At 58.7% G+C, this 20,945-nt stretch carries 22 protein-coding genes; 15 read left to right on the top strand and 7 right to left on the bottom strand.

What is annotated here, in order from left to right; translation table 11 throughout:
* The 3 genes from ACHBTE_RS32285 to ACHBTE_RS32275 all read left to right on the top strand — a co-directional run.
* Positions 1-740: tachylectin-related carbohydrate-binding protein (locus ACHBTE_RS32285; RefSeq protein WP_394728650.1), on the top strand; the 740-nt coding region annotated here is incomplete at its 5' end.
* A gap of 29 nt (positions 741-769) precedes the next feature.
* Positions 770-1,189, top strand: coding sequence for a hypothetical protein (locus ACHBTE_RS32280; protein WP_394728648.1), 420 nt, complete (start codon positions 770-772; stop codon positions 1,187-1,189).
* Between the two features lie 157 nt (positions 1,190-1,346).
* Positions 1,347-1,802: a carboxypeptidase regulatory-like domain-containing protein gene (locus ACHBTE_RS32275; protein WP_394728646.1), complete on the top strand. Its 456-nt coding sequence runs from the start codon at positions 1,347-1,349 to the stop codon at positions 1,800-1,802.
* Between the two features lie 928 nt (positions 1,803-2,730).
* Here the strand turns inward: ACHBTE_RS32275 and ACHBTE_RS32270 are convergent.
* Positions 2,731-4,044, bottom strand: a complete 1,314-nt coding sequence (locus ACHBTE_RS32270; protein ID WP_394728644.1) for a hypothetical protein — start codon at positions 4,042-4,044, stop codon at positions 2,731-2,733.
* Between the two features lie 440 nt (positions 4,045-4,484).
* On the opposite strand from ACHBTE_RS32270, the gene ACHBTE_RS32265 reads away from it, so the two are divergent.
* The 7 genes from ACHBTE_RS32265 to ACHBTE_RS32235 all read left to right on the top strand — a co-directional run bounded on the left by ACHBTE_RS32265 (position 4,485) and on the right by ACHBTE_RS32235 (position 12,079).
* Positions 4,485-4,682 carry a hypothetical protein gene (locus ACHBTE_RS32265; RefSeq protein ID WP_394728642.1) on the top strand — a complete coding sequence of 66 codons (198 nt, stop codon included), beginning with the start codon at positions 4,485-4,487 and terminating at the stop codon, positions 4,680-4,682.
* Between the two features lie 73 nt (positions 4,683-4,755).
* Positions 4,756-5,784, top strand: coding sequence for a single-stranded DNA-binding protein (locus ACHBTE_RS32260; protein ID WP_394728640.1), 1,029 nt, complete (start codon positions 4,756-4,758; stop codon positions 5,782-5,784).
* 143 nt (positions 5,785-5,927) lie between these two features.
* Positions 5,928-6,518, top strand: a complete 591-nt coding sequence (locus ACHBTE_RS32255) for a hypothetical protein (RefSeq protein WP_394728638.1) — start codon at positions 5,928-5,930, stop codon at positions 6,516-6,518.
* A gap of 82 nt (positions 6,519-6,600) precedes the next feature.
* On the top strand, positions 6,601-8,751 hold the full coding sequence (locus ACHBTE_RS32250; protein ID WP_394728636.1) for a type IV secretory system conjugative DNA transfer family protein: 2,151 nt from the start codon (positions 6,601-6,603) through the stop codon (positions 8,749-8,751).
* A 69-nt stretch (positions 8,752-8,820) separates the two neighbouring features.
* On the top strand, positions 8,821-9,942 hold the full coding sequence (locus tag ACHBTE_RS32245; RefSeq protein ID WP_394728634.1) for a replication-relaxation family protein: 1,122 nt from the start codon (positions 8,821-8,823) through the stop codon (positions 9,940-9,942).
* On the top strand, positions 9,939-11,441 hold the full coding sequence (locus ACHBTE_RS32240; protein ID WP_394728632.1) for a type IV secretory system conjugative DNA transfer family protein: 1,503 nt from the start codon (positions 9,939-9,941) through the stop codon (positions 11,439-11,441). Before ACHBTE_RS32245 ends, ACHBTE_RS32240 begins: the two co-directional genes overlap by 4 nt.
* Before the next feature lie 221 nt (positions 11,442-11,662).
* Positions 11,663-12,079: a type II toxin-antitoxin system VapC family toxin gene (locus ACHBTE_RS32235; RefSeq protein WP_394728630.1), complete on the top strand. Its 417-nt coding sequence runs from the start codon at positions 11,663-11,665 to the stop codon at positions 12,077-12,079.
* Between the two features lie 13 nt (positions 12,080-12,092).
* Here the strand turns inward: ACHBTE_RS32235 and ACHBTE_RS32230 are convergent, their stop codons facing one another.
* The gene (locus tag ACHBTE_RS32230) at positions 12,093-13,016 is read right to left on the bottom strand and encodes a restriction endonuclease (RefSeq protein WP_394728658.1); all 924 of its coding nucleotides are present in this window, start codon (positions 13,014-13,016) and stop codon (positions 12,093-12,095) included.
* 471 nt (positions 13,017-13,487) lie between these two features.
* A complete protein-coding gene (locus ACHBTE_RS32225) occupies positions 13,488-14,312 on the bottom strand; it encodes a hypothetical protein (protein ID WP_394728628.1) in 825 nt (274 codons plus the stop codon).
* 128 nt (positions 14,313-14,440) lie between these two features.
* Here ACHBTE_RS32225 and ACHBTE_RS32220 point away from each other — a divergent pair, with 128 nt between their 5' ends.
* Positions 14,441-14,800 (top strand): hypothetical protein, encoded by a 360-nt coding sequence (locus tag ACHBTE_RS32220; protein WP_394728626.1) that lies wholly within the window; start codon positions 14,441-14,443, stop codon positions 14,798-14,800.
* A 178-nt stretch (positions 14,801-14,978) separates the two neighbouring features.
* On the opposite strand, the gene ACHBTE_RS32215 is transcribed toward ACHBTE_RS32220, so the two are convergent.
* Genes ACHBTE_RS32215 through ACHBTE_RS32200 form a run of 4 tightly spaced genes read right to left on the bottom strand, consistent with a single transcriptional unit; the run spans position 14,979 to position 16,942 of the window.
* Entirely contained in the window at positions 14,979-15,170 is a 192-nt protein-coding gene (locus ACHBTE_RS32215) for a DUF397 domain-containing protein (protein ID WP_394728624.1), read from the bottom strand.
* A 6-nt stretch (positions 15,171-15,176) separates the two neighbouring features.
* Positions 15,177-16,031 (bottom strand): helix-turn-helix domain-containing protein, encoded by an 855-nt coding sequence (locus ACHBTE_RS32210; protein ID WP_394728621.1) that lies wholly within the window; start codon positions 16,029-16,031, stop codon positions 15,177-15,179.
* Between the two features lie 7 nt (positions 16,032-16,038).
* Positions 16,039-16,563 carry a DUF6879 family protein gene (locus ACHBTE_RS32205; RefSeq protein ID WP_394728619.1) on the bottom strand — a complete coding sequence of 175 codons (525 nt, stop codon included), beginning with the start codon at positions 16,561-16,563 and terminating at the stop codon, positions 16,039-16,041.
* Positions 16,535-16,942, bottom strand: coding sequence for a hypothetical protein (locus ACHBTE_RS32200; RefSeq protein WP_394728617.1), 408 nt, complete (start codon positions 16,940-16,942; stop codon positions 16,535-16,537). The genes ACHBTE_RS32205 and ACHBTE_RS32200 overlap by 29 nt, the downstream gene beginning before the upstream one ends.
* A 218-nt stretch (positions 16,943-17,160) precedes the next feature.
* Between ACHBTE_RS32200 and ACHBTE_RS32195 the strand changes: the two genes are divergently transcribed.
* From ACHBTE_RS32195 to ACHBTE_RS32180, 4 genes are all read left to right on the top strand, one after another.
* Positions 17,161-17,535, top strand: coding sequence for a hypothetical protein (locus tag ACHBTE_RS32195; protein ID WP_394728615.1), 375 nt, complete (start codon positions 17,161-17,163; stop codon positions 17,533-17,535).
* Positions 17,536-17,859: 324 nt separating this feature from the next.
* Positions 17,860-18,351, top strand: coding sequence for a hypothetical protein (locus ACHBTE_RS32190; RefSeq protein ID WP_394728613.1), 492 nt, complete (start codon positions 17,860-17,862; stop codon positions 18,349-18,351).
* Between the two features lie 92 nt (positions 18,352-18,443).
* A complete protein-coding gene (locus tag ACHBTE_RS32185; RefSeq protein ID WP_394728611.1) occupies positions 18,444-19,103 on the top strand; it encodes a class I SAM-dependent methyltransferase in 660 nt (219 codons plus the stop codon).
* 146 nt (positions 19,104-19,249) lie between these two features.
* Positions 19,250-20,077 (top strand): ExeA family protein, encoded by an 828-nt coding sequence (locus tag ACHBTE_RS32180; protein WP_394728609.1) that lies wholly within the window; start codon positions 19,250-19,252, stop codon positions 20,075-20,077.
* The last annotated feature ends 868 nt before the right edge of the window (positions 20,078-20,945 follow it).

Below are 20,945 nucleotides of genomic sequence, written 5' to 3'. Positions count from 1 at the left end.
CAGCCCACTGGACCGCCGGAGCCGGCGGCAACAAAATCAGCGGCGGCTGGAACATCTACGACAAAGTCTTCAGCGGCAGCGAAGGCGTCATCTACGCCATCAAACCCAACGGCGACCTCCACTGGTACCGCCACGACGGATGGAAAAAAGGCACAGCCCACTGGACCGCCGGAGCCGGCGGCAACAAAATCAGCGGCGGCTGGAACATCTACGACAAAGTCTTCAGCGGCGATACGTACGTGCCTACGGTGCGGCTGCACGCGAAGATCCTCACCACACCCGACGTCGCCGTCGAGGACGCCCTCGCCCGGATGCGCGAGGTCTACGCGACCGCCGGCATCACGGTCGAACTAGCTTCGACGGAGCACCTCGACCTTCCCGCCCTCAACGACCTGGATACGGGCGGGTGCCTGATGGGGACAGTCACGGAAGAGCAGACCCAGCTCTTCGCCAACCGCAACAACGCGGGCTCGAACGACGTCGTCGTCTACTTCGTACGGTCCTCGGTCCCGCCCCGGAACGGCTGCGCCGCCCATCCGTCCGGAAGACCGGGCGCTGTTGTGGCACAAGGGGCCACCCAATGGACGTTGGGCCATGAGGTCGGCCATGTACTGGCCTTGCAGCATGTCAACAACAACGACCGTCTCATGACGGGCAACGGGACGGGGAACATCACCAACCCGCCCCCTGACCTGGTCTCTGACGAACTGAAAATCATGGTGGACAGCGCGTTCAGCTAGGACGGCCAGGACGGCTAGGAGGCGACGCCGTGAACAGCGTTTCGATGCAGGACGTACGCCGCGTGCTCGATCCTGACGAGCCGGACTACGCGGCGATGGCTCGACTGGGCACCGACAGCCTGCCCCACTTGAGGACCCTGGTCCAGGGAGACGACCCCATGCTCGCTTCCAAGAGCGCCTATGCCGCCAGCCTTCTGGAAGGCGACCGGGGGCAGGATGTCATCCTCGCGGCAGCACATAGTGACGACCCGGTGCTCCGGGTGGCAGCAGCCGGCGCAGCGGCCAATCTGCCGGTGGCGTCGGCGGCCGACGTACTCGAGGGTCTGGCTGCCGACGGGGACGCCGGCGTGCGCAAAGTGGCCCTTTCCTCCGTACCGCCGGATGTGCCCGACGAGTTGGTGAGCCGTCTCAGGCGCGCGGCCACAGAGGCGGGCAACCAGGGCTCTTGACCGGGCTTGCCGCGCCGAACCTGGAATCGGGCGCGTCTGAAGGGCCCTCAGAAGTCTGCATTCTCAGCGGCCTTGCGTTCATCGACTTGCGCTGATCGATTGCGGGCGCGCCCGCCTGTCCTCGACGAGGATCCTGGCCGCCCGAGAGGAGACGCTCATGCACGGGCACGTGCGAACCACCACCGGGGACGAGCCGGCCTTCATGATCAAGGTCAGCGTGTACGGCCCCGACCTCACGCTCATCGACCATACCTTCACCCACGACGACGGCTCGTACAGCATCGACGTGCCCGCCGGTGAGACCGTCACCGTCCGGTTCGACACCCATCACTCGCTCACCAACACGGACGACTGGCAACCGTCGCTGGTCACGGACGTGGTCGCCGACGACGACGTCCCGCTCGACCGCCGTCTGGTCCCGGTGGGCCAGTTCGCGGACACGTCGCGCGGCATCGACATACTCGCGGCCTTCCTCCTGGCCTCGGCCGTGGAGGGACCGCGGTACGCCGCCCACGCCACGACCCGGCTGTCCCAGCTCAAGCAGAACACCCTGTTCCTCCAGCGCATCCAGGCAGCCCTTCTCCAGCACTTCACGGAGCAGGCCGAGGCCTGATGGGCCGTATCGCCGGCCACGGACCGGATCGCCGGCGTGGGCGCGGAGCAACCGCCACGGCCTCAACGGATGGTCTGGCCCGCGGCTACCCCGGCCCGCGTGAGTGATGAGCACGTTCGATGGGCGGCGGTGCCCGCCGGACTGACCGCCCCCCGGGCCGGCGGCCTGCCTGACCCCCTCGCCGGACGATCGCGGGCCTGCCGCCTGCTCCCACCACTTCGCACCGGGCACGCGTCCGGTGGACCGATCCGACGAGCAAGCATGATCAAGGGCCGGCTTCGGATGCCTCCGAAACCGGCCCTGACCTGCGACTGCTTCCAGTCGGGACGACAGGATTTGAACCTGCGACCCCTTGACCCCCAGAAGCTGAGTCCATGGTCAGAGCGTCCACACAGTCCAGGGCGTCCGGCAAATGTCCAGGTCAGACACCTTCGGCGCGGGTTGCTGTGACCCGCCTGTGAGAAATGTGTGAGACACCCTCTTATATATGGGGTCTGTCGCTTCATCAGAGCCCTGTAGCCGCGTGGTGGTCGTGTCGTTGATTCCTTGATCCATAACGCCCGGAGCGCCCGCTTAGTGGATCTACGCGGCCACAGACGCGTCTCCGCAGGTCTCTGCGCAGCACGTCTTCACACCGCGTTTGGACCCCCCGGCCCTTGCCACTGCGGCAGTTTGTTGCGAAGCCGTACTCCGTGGCGATCTGCTCAAGCTCCTCAGTCCACGGCTTGCCCGTGTCGCGGAAGAACATCTGGACACCGGTGGGGGTGGGGTGGGTAAAGCGGGACTCCACATTGGTAGTAGCTCCCCACCTGGTCAGCTTGTAGCCCGTCACGAGGTGTTCGATCTTCGCAAGCCGCTCGTTGAGGTGTTGGATGAGACTCTGAGGTCGACTCGACTCCCACCCATTGCAGGCTGCCGGGCCAAAACCTCAGGCCGATGGAGCGGGCGAGGGAGCTGGCTCGTTCGGCTGCCAGCCATCTGGTTCTGTGAGATGAAGATGTTCGGTCAAGTACAAGCTGAAACCAAGCATCCATAGCAGGAGCAGGGCTACAGCAAGCAGGACGCGCATATTCTTCGCCAAACCGCCGCTGAGAGCCGAAGACTCCCGTGCCAGCAGCAGAGAAGTCGCAAACGTGGAGGGCGTCAGGAGCCAAGCGACGTGAGGGGCCGTGAACCAGCCGGGTTCATAGTGCCATGCCACCATGAATGAGACGCCAGTAAATAGCACAATCAGTGACACCGCCCAGTGGATGGCTCGAATAGCCACGGCTGGCCGTAGAGTCATTTTCAGATGAACAACATTGGGCCTGTTGGGCTCATTAGAGTAACCTAGAGCAATCTCTCCCTTTTGCTGTGCCGTACTCAGGGTCAATCGCCCTAGCTTACCGACTTCAGGATTAATCGAGACGTCTTTGCCAAGCTCAACGTTAGGGTCTGTTACTCGGACGGTTACATGGTTCGAGACCCCGTCATTAAAGGAAATCAGAGGCCCGAGGTCCTTTCTATGAAGGAGAAAGGTAGAACCCAAGAATCGCCGCAGTGATTGTTTGTATCCAAGCTCCACCGCCCGCGTCTCATTAACCACAACGGTAAACGGTTCATCGAGGGGTACCCGACAATCGGCTAGAACCATCCAGTAGCGACCCATTAGTGCGTAGCTCTCAAAGAACTGCTTGGCAGCTACCTTATTTTCACCGAGAGCTTCGACCTTTCGCAAGAACTTTACCAGCCTCGCCACGAGCCCAGAAACCTCATCGATACCGGCGATAATTCCGTTAGCTTTGAGCATCGGCACAACGAGCAGGGGGTTTTCCGCAGGGCTATCAATGTCTTGCATGGCATACCTTCGCACAGTCCTTGCAATTCCCGCTACCTGCGCTTCCCATTTCTCAAGCACTGCCGCATCGAGCTGGCTCCTGTCGACTGACCCATCCTCATACGTAGGGCAGAGACCATCCTGGAGGTACTTCAAGAGGGCTTCCTTTTTGGGGTACTTCTTACGCGCTTGCTGCCACGCAGCTGGTCGAAAGTCACAGATGGCAAACAACCATGGCGGAATAAAATCCCCAGCGACATCTGACCGCACTGCATCATCGCTGATTAGCCAGGCCATACGAGTCATATAGGCTGCGAGGAGTTCAGCGTTTCTCTCGCCGGTCATGCGATAGACATCTGTTCCGTTTACTTTAACATCAAAGTCAAAGAACAGCCGCCGAGGGAAAAGCCCGATGGGCAAGCTCACCCATGCGCAGGTTTGTTTCGCTGTCGAGTCGTCAAGCACATGCCTCAACGGACGAACGTGGATCACTTTGCAGCGTGACGTCAGGAGGGCGCTTGGGTAGTCGATTCGTTCTGATACACGCGCTCTCCACCGAGGGAGACCGCTAAGCAATTTAAACAACGCAACTTCATCGTCTCTCAGATCCAACTCTGAGGCGTTGCCGTTGCCATCGATGCCATTTATTTTCCCGGCTGCCACAGGTCCCATGGGATCGCAACAAGGGCTGCACTGCAACCTGAAGGCCACCAGGTGGGTGACTACTTTCTATTGCCCATTCAGGCTAGATCTGTTACAATCTGTCATAAATGGGGAAGGAAAGCGAAAGATCAGGGCGCCTCAAGCGCATTACGACCGTCTTATTCAGAAGGCGCACTTCACGCCTCGAATCCGGTAGGCATCAGATGACTGACGGACCTCAGCAGCGGGTTAATTTTCCATCTTCAGGAGACGTACCGCCTTCCGTTACGCGTGAAGAGTGGGCAGAATACGACCGTCAGGTTGGCAATCGCTGGCGCGGCAAGTTTGATAACTGGGTTCAGCCCGACTTCCCTTACGACTGGGGCAAGGCTATCCAGATTCGTGACAACAATGATCTCTAGGATGGGGTTCCCGGGAATCTTGTAATGCTTCTTACATCTTTTGCCGTTCTTGCCTCGTATAATTCGTCTTCATATGACAGAACGAGCAAGACCAACATTCGACCAGGAAGCAGTCGCCAAGGCGTTAGGGACCAAGGCCCAAGAGGTCACGGATCCCGCCTACGGCGAGGGGCAACACTTCCAAGTTCGCTCCGACAAGGCTTTTCTGAGCCTTGACACCTTCCCTGAGGTCGGCGTCTCCCGCATCACGACCAAGAGCGCGAGAATCGAGCTCTTCGGAGGTTCACTCCCTCAGGTCGAAGACGAGGGCGTAGTCTTCCTGCAGAAGAACCAGGACCACGAGCACTCAACGGTTGCTTTGCATCCTGACGGCGCGCTGACACTGGGGTACCAGGTCGACACCGGCCCCGCCTCCGTCGCAGGCCTCCCTGACGACGTTGAGGACACAGCACAGATCATCACCAACCATGAGGCTCTCCAGACGCCTATTGAGCCCGCTGAGCCGGAGCCCGAGGCAGCGCCAGTCGTTGCAGCTGGCCCCAAGCCTCCCGAGAAGGCCGGCGCCGAGCGTACGCCTGGGGCCTTCCCTGATGAGCGTCCGATGATCCAGCGCGTCGCGACAGCAGAGCCCGACCCTACGAGCAACGGACACGTCCAGCCCGCATCTAAGGTGCGGGAAGCCGAGGCCGTCAGTCCACAGGACGAGCACCCACTCGATCGAGCTGCACGCATCAGAGAGCAGGATCAGGCCCGAAAGGAGTCCGCGGTGAAGACCGAGGAAGCCAAGGAGGCCGACGCTCAGCGTGTGAAGTTGGTGGGCAGGCTCGGACGTACCCCAACCTTCCGAACGACCGCTTCCGGCAAGCTTGTTGGCAAGTTCCCCCTGGCCGTGCACCTGGAGAACGGCGAGACCGAGTGGCACGACGTCCTCTCCTTCGGCGACCGAGCAGCGAAACTTCAGCAGCGAGCGGAGGCAGAGGAACTGGTGAAGGGTCGTGAGGTCGAGGTCGTGGGTTATCTCCACGAGCGGGAGTACAAGGCACGAAATGGTGAGACCAAGAAGGCGCGGGAGATCAACTCAGTTGCGGTAAAGCGTCGCTGAGGAGCACGTACCCCGGATGCCTCCGGTTCTCGTTCCATCATAATAATGAGCGTGCTCTTCCCCGCGCACCTATGGGACGGTCTGCGCCGTCCCATTTTTGCGTCTTGACTTCCTGATATCCAGTATGAGATATAGAAAGATGTATGCCAGAAGGAGGGGAAGGATACAAACCACCGAGTGAAGAACAGCAGGCCATCGAGCCTGTCCAGCGATTACCCATCGAGGCTGTGCAGACGAGAGAGCTCGCGGACCAGAACCTTGTCACGTATGTGACTCACGAGCTCGCCTATATGGCACAGCAGCAAGGAACACCTGAAGAGCGCGCTACCAAATTGCCCAAGGGACGCACAGCCGAGGGCTACCTGTATCACGATCTCTATGACGTCGGCGTGGGTCTCCGCAGCCAAGGCTTACAGGCCGGCGAGACGCCAGCGGCCTATCAGGATGTGCAGGCCGCACGCTGTGCTTATGCGCTCCTGGCCTATCCTCGTCTCTCTCCCGATCTTGAACAGTGGGAAGCCATTGGCACTGTGTGGCCTGACCTCAGAGAGCGTGGGACAGACAAGGAGCCCGGCGTTTCCGCGGCCCCTGGGATTCAACTCACCGAGCAGCAGGCGGAGCTGGTGTCAGTGGTTACTGAGCGAGTCGGGATCTCCTACGACCGGTCACAGAGGTTCGTCTCTGCTGCGCCGGCGTTCGCCGCCTGGGGACGCAGCGCTGAGCCTCGTGTCTAGTCACTCGTCATCTCGCGCGTCCTGAGCGCCTTGACCCTACGCTGGGAAGTGACACCACCGTCGCTGCGCGGAGGTTTCACGAGTGCCTGCGGATTTCCTGATCGGTACCGACGAGGCTGGTAAGCCCGTCCATCTTCCTGATGCCATCCGCCGCGAGCACGTAACGATCATCGGTGCCACCGGCACAGGTAAGACCACACTTCTCGAACGGCTCATTCTTGCTGACATCGAGAACCAGACGTCTTGTGTACTTATTGATGCCCACGGAGATCTCACCCGTGGAATTCTTTGCAAGGTTCCAGCCGCATCGACGGACAGAGTCCACGTCGTTGAGCCATGGTTTGATCGGCCTTTTGGCCTCAACCTTCTCGACGTTCCAGATAGAACAAACCCTCATGTGGTCGACAAGGCCGCATCCGAGTTGTTGCTTGTGTTTAAGCGAATGTTTGAGGGTGAGGCGGAGTTTCGTCCACAGCTTGACAACGACTTGGACTTGATACTACGGACGCTTCTCGTCAACGAGGAGTGCACGCTTGCCGAAGCTCCCTTGCTCCTCTGGGACGATCCGTTCTATCGCCGACGTCTTGCTGTGAAGCTTACAAACGAAGCACTGATCGATAGCATGCGTGATTTTGATACCGCTTTCGCTCGTCCTGTCGATAAGGCTCAGCGCATCGCACCTCTTCGCAATAGGCTGAATCCCTTTCTTGTTCCTGAGACCATACGTTCGATCGTTGGCCAAGCCAAGACAACGGTTCCCCTTCAAGAGACTATGGATACTCCTGGTCGGGCGTTGCTTATCAGCCTTCCTACAGGAAGTGGTGGGGGCTCGGAGTCTCAGAGCAAGTTTCTTGGCAACCTATTCACGTGTCTTCTGACGCGGATGATCTTTGATCGTGTCGGCACCTTGGAACCAATGCGCAATAGAGTGCACTTGTACCTAGATGAGTATGGCCGCTATGCCACACCTGCTACAGCTCGCCTCTTTGGTGAAGGCCGTAAATACAATTTCAGCTTGATTGTCGCCCATCAGGCCCGGGTTGACATAGAGGGTACGAGCAATGAGACGGCGGAACTCCAGGCCGGTAGCCTTATTTGCTTCCATCCATCGTCTGGCAAAGATGCAGAGGAGTTGGCAAGTTCAATGCCGGTCACTCCTCGGCCCGCAGAAGAAGCGCCTCGTGCTATTTCTCAAGCACCAGTTCAGCAGTTGCTAGAGGGCAAACACGAGTCTCGGTTCGCGCAGGGCTTTGCATTTAAATTTCTGCACTCTCTCACTGAAGACCCTAAAGGGTATATCGGGTCTCATGATAGGAAGCAGATGACTGAAGGTATGGAATTGCTCAATACTCTTTTGGTAGACGTCATGAAGGGCGACCTTGATATCGCTTCATCGGATTTCTCCACCAGGTCGGCCGAGGTTGCGTACAAGTGCAGGAGTTTTGTTGGATTGTCTTATCGTACATCCCTCCTTACTATCTGGAATTGGGACCAATGGGCAGCAGCACTCGTTCGCCGGATTGTCAGGCGTGATCCAGAGCCATGTCATGATCCGGATATACAGGATCGCATCAAGAAGCAGTATGAGACAGACTTGCGGGAGTTCCTATATGTGGAGGGAGCCCACGACTGGTATGCGGAGCGCAAGGAGATAATTCGAAACGAGACGAACCTCGCCTATCCATTCTTTGTCGATCTAATTCGATTGTGTGAGCTCTTGCAGCGAGAGCCTGTCTATGTTTCCATACCTGGTCACACAGGGCGCCCACAACAGACTTATGCTGATGCTCGGGCAGAACTAGCCGACCAGATTAAACGTCTACCGAAGTATCATGCCTACGTTCGACTGCGTACAGGCGACGGTATCTATGTTCATCGTGTTCGGATGGCAGAACCTGCTTCGGAGGTTCGGGATGACTTTATGGGTTTTGTCAGCGAAGATCCTATTGACTACGGCGACGAGATCGAGACGGCCATTAGTGTGTATCGTGCAGTTCCGGAATATATCAATGCTCGCAGTTTTCAGACGCTTGGTGTACCCCGCAAGGTTGTAGACCAACAGATAGCCCAGAGGCGCCGAGGCCATCTTGACGACGATGAGGATGGCTCTGGCCAGCCAGCTCGCAAACCCAACGGTGGTGGACAGCCGCCAGCGTCTTCCGCGTCATCACGACTTTCTGCCCCACCTCCCCCAAGACCGACGATCGGCCGGAGGTCGCCAAAGCGCGAATAAGCAGCTTCTCTTACGCAAGCCTTACGGTCAGGACCAGGAGTTCTCACACCTCTTTGGCAAAGTGTTGCAATGGAGAAACGTCCCCACATTAACCCACGGCTATCATCCGATCCGCTACGGATCGGTGAGGCTGATGGCGCCATTCTTCGGGCGGTCAACCGGCTTCAGTACATGACCGCCGCCCAGGTCAGCCGGCTCTTGTATCCCGATGCTCGTGACGAGAACCGCTATGTACAGCGTCGACTGCGTCGACTGGCCGAGGCCGGCTACCTCCTCAGATTGCGGGAGCTTCCCTCACCTCGTGTCGGTTCCGCCCCGCACGTCTTCACCCTGGCTGACCGAGGTCGTCAGTACCTCTCCGGCCGTGGTGTCGGACTCGCGAACATGTACTACCGCCCCTCTGAGGAACGCCGGAAGGCACAGGACAACCCGTTTATCGAGCACGCACTCGCCGCGGTTGACGTCCTGGTGGCCGCCGAGCGCCTTTGTCACGAGGCCTATGTCTCGATGCCTAACCTTCGCACGGAGCGCCAGCTCAAGAGGAATCCTCTTCGGGTCCAGCCAGTGGGCCGCCCTGATGCTCCACGTACAGCGGTGATCCCGGACGCCTGGTTTCAGCTCATTGTGGAGGGGCACCCCCCAGCTTCAATCGCACTGGAGTTGGACCGCAGTACCGAGCACCAGAAGCACTGGCGCCGCAAGGTCGCCTCGCTTGCGGCCTGGGCCATCGGGCCCTATCAAGAGGCATTCGAGACCGACAACCTCACCGTGGCCGTGGTCACGCCGACGGCCGCTCGTCGAGAGCAGCTCTCGCGCTGGACGTGCCAAGAGCTTGAGGTAGCCGGCCACCCCGATCTTGCTGGCATTTTCCTCTTCACCGCGGCTTCCCCCATCACGACACCACCCAAGCAGTTCTTCTTTGCTCCCCTGTGGTCTCCAGCCGGAGGAACCGAGCCGGTAAGCATGCTTGACGCTCCCTCGGTGGTCGTCAACGCAGGACCGGACGCGTCACCCTCGCCGCAGTGGCTGGACATTGATCTTCCATGGGGAGGAGGTGTGCAGCAAGAAGAGGCCCGTCATGACCGGCAGGAGAACAAGCCTCTTGTGAGAGGTCCTTCCGAAGCCCCAGCAGCTCCGAAACGAGATCGCTCGTATGTCACTTGGGAGGAGGTGCGGCAAGAGGCCGAATGACGCTCTTCCCTGCCCACCAGCCGCGCATCCCGCTTGGCACCTATTGGCGCTGGTTCATGCCGCGGACTCTGTACCTGCCACTTGAAGCGGCCCGCACCCACATGCACGTGCTCGGCAAGACCGGCTCAGGCAAGAGCTATTTCCTCGCCTCCCTCTTCCTCTCCTTGTATCTCGCCGGACAACCGGTGACGCTCATCGATCCTCACGGCGACCTCGCGCAGCTGGTCCTCTCTCACCTCGTCGCCCGAGGCCAGCTTGAGACGAAGGAGCAGCGGCAGCGGATGATCTATCTGGATCTTCCAGCAGCAGCCGCGGAGGCCCGGTACCTCCCTTTCAATTTCCTTGCCCAGCCCTACGACGACCATGCGATGGCCGAGCACGTCACCGAAGCAGCCAGACGAGCGTGGCCCGAGCTGGCCCATGGTGCCCCGACGTTCGAGAACATCCTCAAGCACTCAGTCGTGGCCCTGCGGGAGGCAGACCTTCCCCTCACGCGCCTCTCAGACCTTCTCACCGACAAGGACTTTCGCAACGAGCTGCTGCGCACCCGTGTTCGTGACCCCCAGGTCATCCGCTTCTTTCGACTGCGTATGGACCAGTGGGGACGAGACGCGCCCGTGATGAAGGAGTCCACCCTCAACAGGGCGGATCTGTTGACCCTTTCCCCCATCCTTCGCTATGCCCTCGGGCACCAGGACAACGTCCTGGACTTCCGGCGACTCATCGACTCGGGGACATCCCTGATCGTCAATCTGTCAGTCGCCTCGCCTGACACGCGCCGGCTCTTTGGGTGTCTGCTCACCGTTGGTATGGAGACAGCAGCCCTTAGCCGAGCCAACCTCCGCGCTACCGGTCGCCGCCGGCGCACGCCCCATGTCCTGATGATCGACGAGTTCTCGCAGTTCATGGCGCAGTCTGAGGAGAGCCTGACTCGGATGCTCTCTGAGACGCGCAAGTACAAACTGTTTTGTGTGATGGCGCACCAGAACTGGAGCCAGGCATCAGACCGGCTCAAGGGAGCCCTTCAGAACGTCGGCATCGAGGCCATCTTCAAGGCAGGCCGACCTGACGCGGAGTATTCGGCACGACTCTTCGGGACAGTCGACACTGAGGCCGTCAAGCACGTGGTCTCAGACGAGGCCGCCGAGAAGCGCACACACCCCGCCTTCTATCCCCTGCCAGAGCAGTGGGAGCACCAGACCCAGGAGATCCAACAGCTCGAGGTAGGCGAAGCCTTCATCCGTCTGCCAGACGACCGCCTCCAGCGCGTTCATACGCCAAGGCTCCCCGAGTTCCCTCCCATCCTTCACGGCCTGGACGAGATCGAGCGGTACTACCTTGATCACTACTTCGAGCCAGCGCCTCCCATCGAGGCCGCCGCTGTCCCCAGTGTGGAGCTCCGTGCCCACATCACTCGACGGCGAGGACCCCCGAAACCCAAGCCCACCGCTGCCTCCAAAACTCTTTTTGATTATTCAGACCGGAAAAGCGGACGTTGACTTTAGGGTGTCCAATTTGATATAAGCAAAGCATATGTTGCAATCGTCTCTAAATATCGAACATTCGGAGCAGCTACGCCGCGAGTTGAATGCTCCGATTGCCTCTCGCCAGAAATCACGGGAAACCGCTGGCGATGTGCTGCTGCGGTTGGCAAAGCTCGGCGAGGATTTGAAGGTCGCGGGACCAGCTGACCTTTCGTCCCGTATCGACGACTACTTGTATGGAGGAAAGTAGCCCCAGAATCATCATCGCCGATACCAGCGGACTCGTATCCCTTTTCCATCCGTCGGATAGCAACCACGCAAAGGCAGTGGAGGCCGCCAAGCGTCTCCGCAATAGCGACACCATAGTTCTCGTACCAGTCGCGGTCTATCTCGAACTACTCAACATCCTAGGAAGAATTATGGGACATGATACGGCGGTCCGCGTGGCCGAAGAGATGGCCGATCACTTCGTGATCCTCAACAACGTCAGCTCCTGGTCACTCAAGGCCTCGTTGGAACTCTTTGCCGAGGCGTCTGGGGGCATCAGTCATACAGACTGCGTAGTTATGGTGTCCTGCGATGAGTACCACACACATGAGATCTTTGGATTTGATAGGGCGTTTACACGCCTCGGCTACCGCATCATCGCTTAACCCAGCTCCCGCACTACCCGTCGAGCAGCAGATGAGCTGGGAAGTAGCAGTTCCCTGTCTCATTCGCGTGCCGCTTCTTACGAGCCAGCAAATCGTCGAGTCTTACTCGGTCATCCAAAACACAGAACAGATCAGTACCGTCCACAGTAAGGAAAGAGGTGCCTTCACGGAAGGCAGCGCGAGCCCCTGATGTGAAACCGTTGACGCTGATGAACAACCCAAGGGCGTTTTTCCCCTTGCGGCGGACCTTGTCATTAAACTCTCTCAACTGGCCAGCCTCTACAGCTTCTTTCCACCATTTAGCTTCCAGCACATAATCATCCGTGTCGAAAGTGAAGGAGCCATCGATCTGCTCGTAGTCGAGCTCATACCCCAGACGCGGTTGCATGTCGAACAACTGGAACAAGCTGTTGAGGAATGTTTCAAACTCGCGACCAGCTCGCTGTCGGTTCGGCTCCGCTTGAAGCCTCAGAAACTCTTCTTTTAGTTCAGAGAGCTTCTGAGAGAATCCGCGTCGATGCTGTTGCCGCTCCTCCTCTTGTGCTTGTTCCGCTTCCACTTTTGCTCGCTCTTCCAGCACCCCCTGAAGCCGCTCAATCCACCCCTTAAGTTCAACTACTGCCTCATTGGCCTGTGCTAGAAGTTTTTCCCCATCTGGCTGCCGCTTCAGACTCGGAAACGAAGTCATCTGCGCGATCTCAAGCATGAGGGCCAGCGTGATATCGCGGTATCGGTCTTCGTGTTCCATCAGCCGATCGACGAACTCGTCTGCGAAGACACGCTTATAGGCATCGAAGTCCAGTCCAGAGATAAGCTCCGGGTGCCCCGTCGACCGCCGTCGGATGAACTGGGCGAGATCCTGCTTATACCAGTAGATCGTTGCCAGCGCTTCTGTCAGAGCGCCATACGCTGCTGGATGAATCCGCTGTGCCCGCATGGACGTCACGCTTGTCCGGCCCCCTCCCTACATGTCAGCTCCCAAGCTGACCCTTCCTCATGATGCTACCCAGCGGCTCCCGTTCATTGCGCAACGTACAGACAGGAGGCAGGTCCAACGCAACGGGGATACCCGATGGGTGATATGTCTGATATTTTATTTTTCCTCCCTTAATTGACAGTTTTGTGCGGTCTTCCCTCTCGGGTCAAGGAACGGCGGAGCCGGCGTGCGCAGTCCTTGACGCGCAGGGAGGCAGCGGCATCCTCACGTCAAAAGGAGGGAAGGGCCTGTAGCCAGAGGCCTCACGAGAGTGCCATGTCGCAGAACAAATGTCTGGCGACGGGCTTGTGAGGCTGCGTAGGGTCATGGCTCATGATTTATGTCCTGTAGATATTTTGGCAGCCTTGAGTTGTCTTACATTAGGGCTCACCAAGCGTATATATTGGCTTACTTTGATCGAACCCTATAAGGTTATGGAGTGCCCGGTGCGTGCCGTATGGCTGCTCTATCACACAGAGCCAGATTTCCTGCAGCCTGCTGAGCTGCCAGCACAACTAGATTGTAGTGCTGCTTCTCCAAAGCTCCAGCAATGGGAGCGTCAGCTACCAGGACTCCATAAGCTCGCCCGGGAGCGCGGACCGGGAAGAATGCTAGAGTTTGGAAGTTTCTTGGCGTTGGCCAACGCAGTGCACTCTTCGAGCTTTTTAGGTTTCGCTCCAGCCCACCTACATTGTTACTAATGGCATCAAGAACGTAGTCAGCGTGTCTCGTGCCAGCGACTAGGTCGCTCAAGACGCCCCTAGGGCTTTCAGAGTGGTGGGCCACACTCAACCTATTCGCCCCTTCGAAGTGAAAAAAGGTGACCCGTAGGTCCGGGACGTCTATTGCACACTTTTCAACACTTCGAACAGCCCTTTCCTTGACGGCCTGTTCGAATCCACTGCGCCGTTCTGCCGGTAGTCCTGTCAGCCTTTGCGTGTACTCAGCCGCCTTGAACAAAGGGTCAAGGTACTGGTACATGCGCTGGAGCGCATACTCCTCTCTTTCCTGCTTCAGAGCAGCAACCTCTTGCTGTAGATCGTTAACCTGTTGAGCCTCGCGCTTTTCCCAATTCAGCGGGAGCCACACAGCGAAGAAGGCTCCTACAACGCCAGCTCCCGTGATGATCGCAAACAGAGCAATGCCTAGGGAGTCAAATCCCGCTATCGATTGAAGGGCGAATGCGGCTGCTGCTGCACCAGCAGGGATACCGAGCTTTATCCCTTTGGGCCAGGTCTTTGGTTTCAATAGAGCCATACCTCAAGCGTAGGGCTGGCCCATTGCTTGCGCTCGATGAAGTCTGAGTTAGCACCCGTCCAGCCCTTTCCCACTTGACACGATTATTTACCGATGTTATAAGTACCAAGGGCGGATATGCCCGAAATATGGGTAACCCCGAAAGACACCACAAACCCAGCGAAGATGAAGCTCCTCTCATCTTTGATGAACCACCGATCTCTTATGAGCACTTCCAGCATCTTCGCGAGTCCATCGATGATGACGCTGAATTTGTTGATACCTACTTAATCGCCGCAGGCATATCAGCTAACGACGAGCAGCGAGCTGCTCTCGTTGAATTTGCCCAATTTTCATCTAGCCTACGAGAGGCCTTGCTGCTTCAGGGCTCGGAGCCGGATTTGCAAACGCCGATTTTAACCCCGGATACAGACCGTCGAAAATCTCCACTCCGACGCGCGGTCCTCTTTGTCAGGCAGAAAATGTCCTACCGGAAGGCAGGGGCCTGAGGCTTTACCCACCTATTTCGCGCTGGGGCCCTACGCCAGGTCGACCACGTTCGGGCTTTAACGGGCAGGTGTGCTGCCCGTACGGCGGGATAAGCCTGCGGCCGACCTGGCTCCCAGCACGATACAGGCCACCGGCCAAACCCTCAGGGCGACAAGCCGGTTGAACGGAGCGGTCTCGTCATAGCGGGAGGCGCTTCGTGTACTCCACGAAGCGCGCCCAGCTGGCCGGCCGCAGGTCCATACGGCCGTACTCTCGGTGTTTGGTGTCACGGACCCTCACGATGGCGGGCTGGTTGTCGGCTACCTCGACACAACTGTCGTGTGACGTGTACGAGCTGGTTCGCCAGTTCGGCAGGATCTTCAAGACCACTATCTCCTAGTCGGTTGGCATCCGGTCGAAGTGTTGGATTGCAGTGAAGATGAGGTCTCGGACAGGCGTTCCGTAGACCGCCGACTGCTGCAAGAGGGCGAACGCCTTGGCGTACAGCTCGATTTCACGGGGTTGCGTGACGGAGAACTCCGCGGAGTACGTCTCAACCAGGACGAGCTTGTCATCGAACATCGAGAATGAGTTGCCGGGCCAGATATGTACGGGCGCTGACCTGGGGATGATGCCCAGGCTCAGTCGAGCAAGCCTCATCACGGCCAACAGCCGGTCGAGCTGCCCCTTCATCACCTCCGGACCGCCAAAGTTCGTGTAGAGGGCCTGCTCGGCGAGGAGTACGTTGAATATTCGGTTGCCCTGATAGAGGTACTGCTGTCGTTCGAGTCTCTTGGCCGTGGCCGCTTCCGTATCGTCGGGAATGTCAAAGAAGTCCACGACCTGTCTGAAGGTTGCTGCGGCGTACTCCGAGGTTTGAAGCGTTCCCCACACGAGCGTCGGGTGCCAGATCCGGAAGACCTTGGTCCTGGCGTAGACAGGTATGGCCTTGCTTTGTCGCTTCTCTGCTCCGCCCTGGAACTGCCGCCGCCATTCAAGCCACAGCTCGTCGATGTGACGCACCGTCGCGATCAGATCATCAGTCTGGTCCTGCCTGTTGGTCGCGATGCACCAGGTGCGGATGTCCTCCTCGCTGGCGTTCTGCTTCCCGTTCTCGATGCGGGAGACCTTGGACTCTGCCCACCTGGTGGCAAGAGCGAATGCCCGGCCGCTCACGAACCCCGCATCCTTACGGAACCCGCGAAGCCGGGCACCCAGTGCCTCTCGTGCTTCTTGTGCTTGGTTGCTCACGGATAGGTCAGGGCTTGTACTCGGTGTGTGGGATGGCGGTAGCCCAGAGGAGGTCACGCAGGCGGACGCACTCAGCCACAGCGCCGGGGTTTTCAACCAGCTCTGATCCCAACACCCGTCCCTCAGGGTCGAAATGACCCACCGCGAGAAGCCGATCGTCGTAGAGCCACCAGTCGTTCCCGCCGAGCGGGAACGTGATGCCCTCGGGCAGCTGGTGTCGCGGCAGCCACCTGATGTCTTCGCCGGCCTCAAGGTTGAGATGGGTCAGTGAGTGCTCCCATGTGACGTACTCGGAGTGGGGTTCATTGATCACCCGGACACGTCGCACCGTCTTTCCCTCGCCAGTGACCCGCTTCATGAGCGTCATCCAGGGGTCGAGCCAGGCATAGTCATCTGACTCACCCCGCTGCCAGCGGGCGTATGGAGTGTCCTCGACGGGCGAGCCGTAGTCGTCCCGCAGCTCCAGATGGAACGCGTCACGCTCGAAGCTGTTGAACAGCTCGTCACGCTGTGCGGGGGTGATCAGGTCCACTGTTCTCCTCCAATAGGGCCGTGATCGAGGACTTGGGAACCTCGATGCAATCTTCGTAGTCGGGCAAGCGCATCTGGCTCAGGGCCTCGTCGTCACGCATCATCGGACCCTGCACAACACACGTGCCCTGTTCGGTGACAAGCAGGATCGGAGCCTCGAACCTCTTGATCTCACCAGACGTGAGACCGTCTTTGGTCAGGTGCTCGAAGAGTTCGGTTGGTACCTCGATGGCCGTCTGACCCTCTGGCACGTCCAGCCGCATCAGCAAGTCTTGGGCATAGATCTTCCAGCCTTGGACGACGTAGCTGTCCTGATCGCTGGCGTACAGGGTGGGGCTGTCTCCAGGAGTGGAGTTCTTTCCAAGGAACCGTAGCTTCATGGTTGCTCTCCCGTCCGCTGCCTTGCACCGGATTGCGCGACCCTTTGATGGTCGGCGACGCGTTCAGGGCCGTCAAACAGCTTGCTGCAAACTGGCGCAATCTTCTTGGGACTTGGGCAACCACCGCTCTACGTTCGTGTTCGAACCCAAGCAATCAAGGCCGCTCACAGTAAGCCTTCATTGACCGGGTCATAGACAGCGAGGTGAGGAGCGTGGTGGTGAGTGTGACCAAGGACCGGGTAACCACAGAGGTCGAAGCCAGCGGTCTGCCCGTCCACGTGGAGACGATCTCTTCGACCATCGACACGGTCTGGGACATGCAGCTCAGTACGTCCACGCGCAAGGACATCGACACGAGAACCGGAGAGCTCGTCGGACACCTGCACGTTCTCATCGGACAGCCTCTCGGCGAAGACGATAGCTACGACACCTTGCGACTGCTCCGCATGGTGGAACGCCATGTGGCCATGAGCAATCGGCCGACAAGTCGCTCTCCCGCGCACGACGCGTACGCCTATATGCGTGACTCGGCCGTCCTCGCCAGCTCCTTGTTGTCGCTCTACCAGAAGATCGCTGGACGCACGCGGGGATGACTATCAACAGGTGGGCTGTCGGTCTCTGTTGGCTCTGCCGGAGTTCCGATCAGGCCGTGGTCTTCATCGGGCCTGTCACAGTCAACGGCGTCACTGCCCCTGGCTTTGCCTGCCGAGGGTGCTGCGACTGGTCCCGGCACTATGTCACCGCTTACAACACCCAGCGGGACGCGCGGCCCGCCTCATAGCTCCCATCCCGGCTCCGCTCCCCCGTAGAGCCGGGATGGGGTAAACCTCCGCCCGTCTGAACGTTCTAAGGCAGTCGGCCAGATGGCCAGGTGGGCGGGGTTCCACACCCTCACTACACGACGAGAGGGCACAACGATGACCGTTCTGCTTGAGACTCCCGAGGCCACCAAGGTCCGGGACCCCAAGGCCATCCTGGACAAGATCGGCGAGACCAACCCCTACCTGATTCCCGATCCCGGCATCGGCTTGTGGGAACGCGAGGTACAACTCCTCATGCGCGACATCGTGCGGGTCCGCAGCCTCGCCGAGCGCATCCTCGGCCAGGGCGTCGCCTATCTGATCACCGCCATGGAGAAGCCGGGCAACGACATGGGGCCGGGCTTCGAGGTCGACCAGGGCGTACACCAGATCATTCTCGACACCCCCGTGTACTTCGCCATCTGCGAGCAGTACAACGCCGGCCGGTACAAGCACCACGCACCGCTGATCCAACGCCGTCGCGACGGGATCGTCATGCGTACGGCGGAGATCATTCGAGGGAACGGCTTCGAGGTCGACACGGAGCTGTGGGAGGTCGACGCCTCGGACTGCGGCCCGTGCGACGACAAGGTCCCCGACTCTCACTGACCGCCCGGCCTCAATCCGGCTAGATTCGCCCCGCCCTCAACTACCACACCCCGAGGGCGGGGTCCCTGCATACCGAACCAGAAGGACGGCTCGTGCCTGCACGTCACGACTACGCCATGGAAACCGCGGTCTGGGACACCTACGCGGAATCGGCTTTCGAGCCCGAGGCTGAACCTGCGTTCCGCTGGACGCAGTACCAGGACCACGGCCCAGGATCAGAGGTCCTCGGCCAACCACAGAAGACGCTGGAGATCGGGTGTGGAACCGGCCGTGCGGTTGCCTACCTCGCCCAACGTGGGGTTGAAGCACACGGCCTCGACCTGTCTTCCATCATGGTCAAGAAGATCACGGACAGGTGGTCGGACACAGGGGCCGTCTTCCACCAGGGCGAGGCGTTGTCTTTCCTGGCCACCATCGGCGAGCGGTACGACGCCATCTACTCGATCTTCGGGTGTGCCTGGTTCGCCGACCCGACGAACCTGCTCCCGCTGGTGTTTGATCGCCTCAACCCCGGAGGCGTTTTCGCCTTCTCGCATCCGCCGGCCATCCCAGGTGCCTACGGACCCCAAGGCATGTACAAGGGCGGCTTCGCAGGACGGCCCGTCTATACCTATCGGTATAGCTACACCCCTCAGAAGTGGAGGCACCTCCTCCTGGAGTACGGCTTCCAGCGAGCAGGCGCCAAGATCATCGATGCTCCCACCGAGGGATATATCGGCACCCTCTTTGGTACCGCTGTCCGACCCCGATGAGTACCTTCGCGAGCGTTCTTCCACTGACCATCGAGAACAACTGAGACCCAGCCCCCTCATCGGGAGCCAGCCCCTATTTCCGCGAACTTTATTGCCATATTGACAAATTGCGCTAACTTTGCCATATTCATTAGTAGTTACGCAATATGGACATAAACGCAATTGTCAAATACTTTGGACTTATAGAGCATCCGTTCATTACAAGTCCTGACCCGCGCTTTTTATACTTCTCATCACAGGTGCGCGAAGCATTGGCCAAGTGTGAGTTCATGGCTCGCGACCGCATCGGCCCTATTTACATGTACGGTCCGATTGGCTCAGGCAAGACTTCACTCGTCCGACGACTGCATGAGAAACTGAGCCAAGATGAGCGCTTTAACGTCAAGCTACTCATCTCTCCTAACCTCAAAAGCAGTAACGCGTTCCTCCGTCTGGTCATGGAGAGCTTCGACGTGAAGACAGAACGCTCTTACGCCGCCTCTTTGGGAAACTTCGAGGCCTTCCTACTTCAGCAGTTCCACGAAGGCAAGATACCCGTACTCTTGGTCGATGAAGCTCAATACATGACCCGCGAGCAACTTAAGCTCGTTCATTATTTGCTCAACTTCGAGACCAACAAGACTAAGCTTTTACAGATCGTTCTCGTCGGACAGGAGGAGCTAGGAACCAAGATTGTGAACTACCGCGAGCTTGCCTCTCGTATGTTCCCCATTGCCATGAGCGCCATGTCGCTTGAAGATCTACGCGACATGATTCAGTTCCGCCTCACTGTCGCCGGCCGTCGAGATTCGCTTTTTGACGACGCGAACGCCGAGGAGGCGTATCACCTCCTATACGCCTACACCAAGGGCCTTCCCCGGGATGCCATCAAGGTGTGCTTTGAACTTCTTATCGACCTTGCTGTGCAGGGTCGTACTCACGCGATACCTCAGCAAGTCGAAGAGATTGCCAGAGCGCAGAACCTGCGCATCTAACACCATGGGACGATTCGACCAACTCACATCACTTTCAAATAGCCCAAGCCAAGCACCGGCTCCGGTATCGGTACTGGATCCGGTACCGGTACCGGTACCGGTACCTCTATTTAAGAAGCGTCTTATTGTTCGCCGATACCCTGTGGATCCCTATGAGGATCAAATTGTGGCTCTTGACGAACTTTCCAGTATCGAGAAAGAACAAGGGCTCACTGGCAGCCGAGCCGCCATGGTACGAGACGCGCTGGATTTATACTTTACACTTCGACCAGTCTTCGACTCTCAACGTGACAGTGGTTTCCGTGGCACCATTACAGAACTACTCAAGGACATGATTCAAACATCTCCACCGGCAACCCGGTAATGCCCCCCGGCTCCTCCTCTCTTGGATCATAAACTCTAAACTCTGTTTCTTTCCCTCCCTAATTGACAGTCTCTTGCGGTTTTCCCTCTCGGGTCAAGGAACGGCGGAGCCGGCGTGCGAAGTCCTTGACGCACAGGGAAACCGCGACATCCTTTCGTCATAGGGAGGGGAGGGTATTTTTGTTCTATGCGTACCGGTACTAGAACCGGTTCCGGTATCGGTACCGGTACCCGTCCCGGTGCCGGGCGGGTACCAGGGGCCGGCCCCGGTGCCGGGACTGTTCAAATGGTGTTTTGTTTTGCTTTCATCAAATAGCAGACAAGGCAGCCGCCGTCTCCCCCGTTTTGGGGTTTGCGACTAAAGACGGACTAGCCTGCCGTGATCAAGTGACCGAGTAACCGAAGCAACGGGATCAATCCATTGAGTAATGGATCGATCTAAGACGCTGGGTATCACCAGTTGATCCGAGTCACCTCATCGACTTCTGCTGACGTGTATGGCTTC

This window comes from Streptomyces sp. M41 (assembly GCF_043673425.1).
Lineage (GTDB): Bacteria > Actinomycetota > Actinomycetes > Streptomycetales > Streptomycetaceae > Streptomyces.
This window is presented reverse-complemented; position numbering and strand designations above follow the sequence as displayed.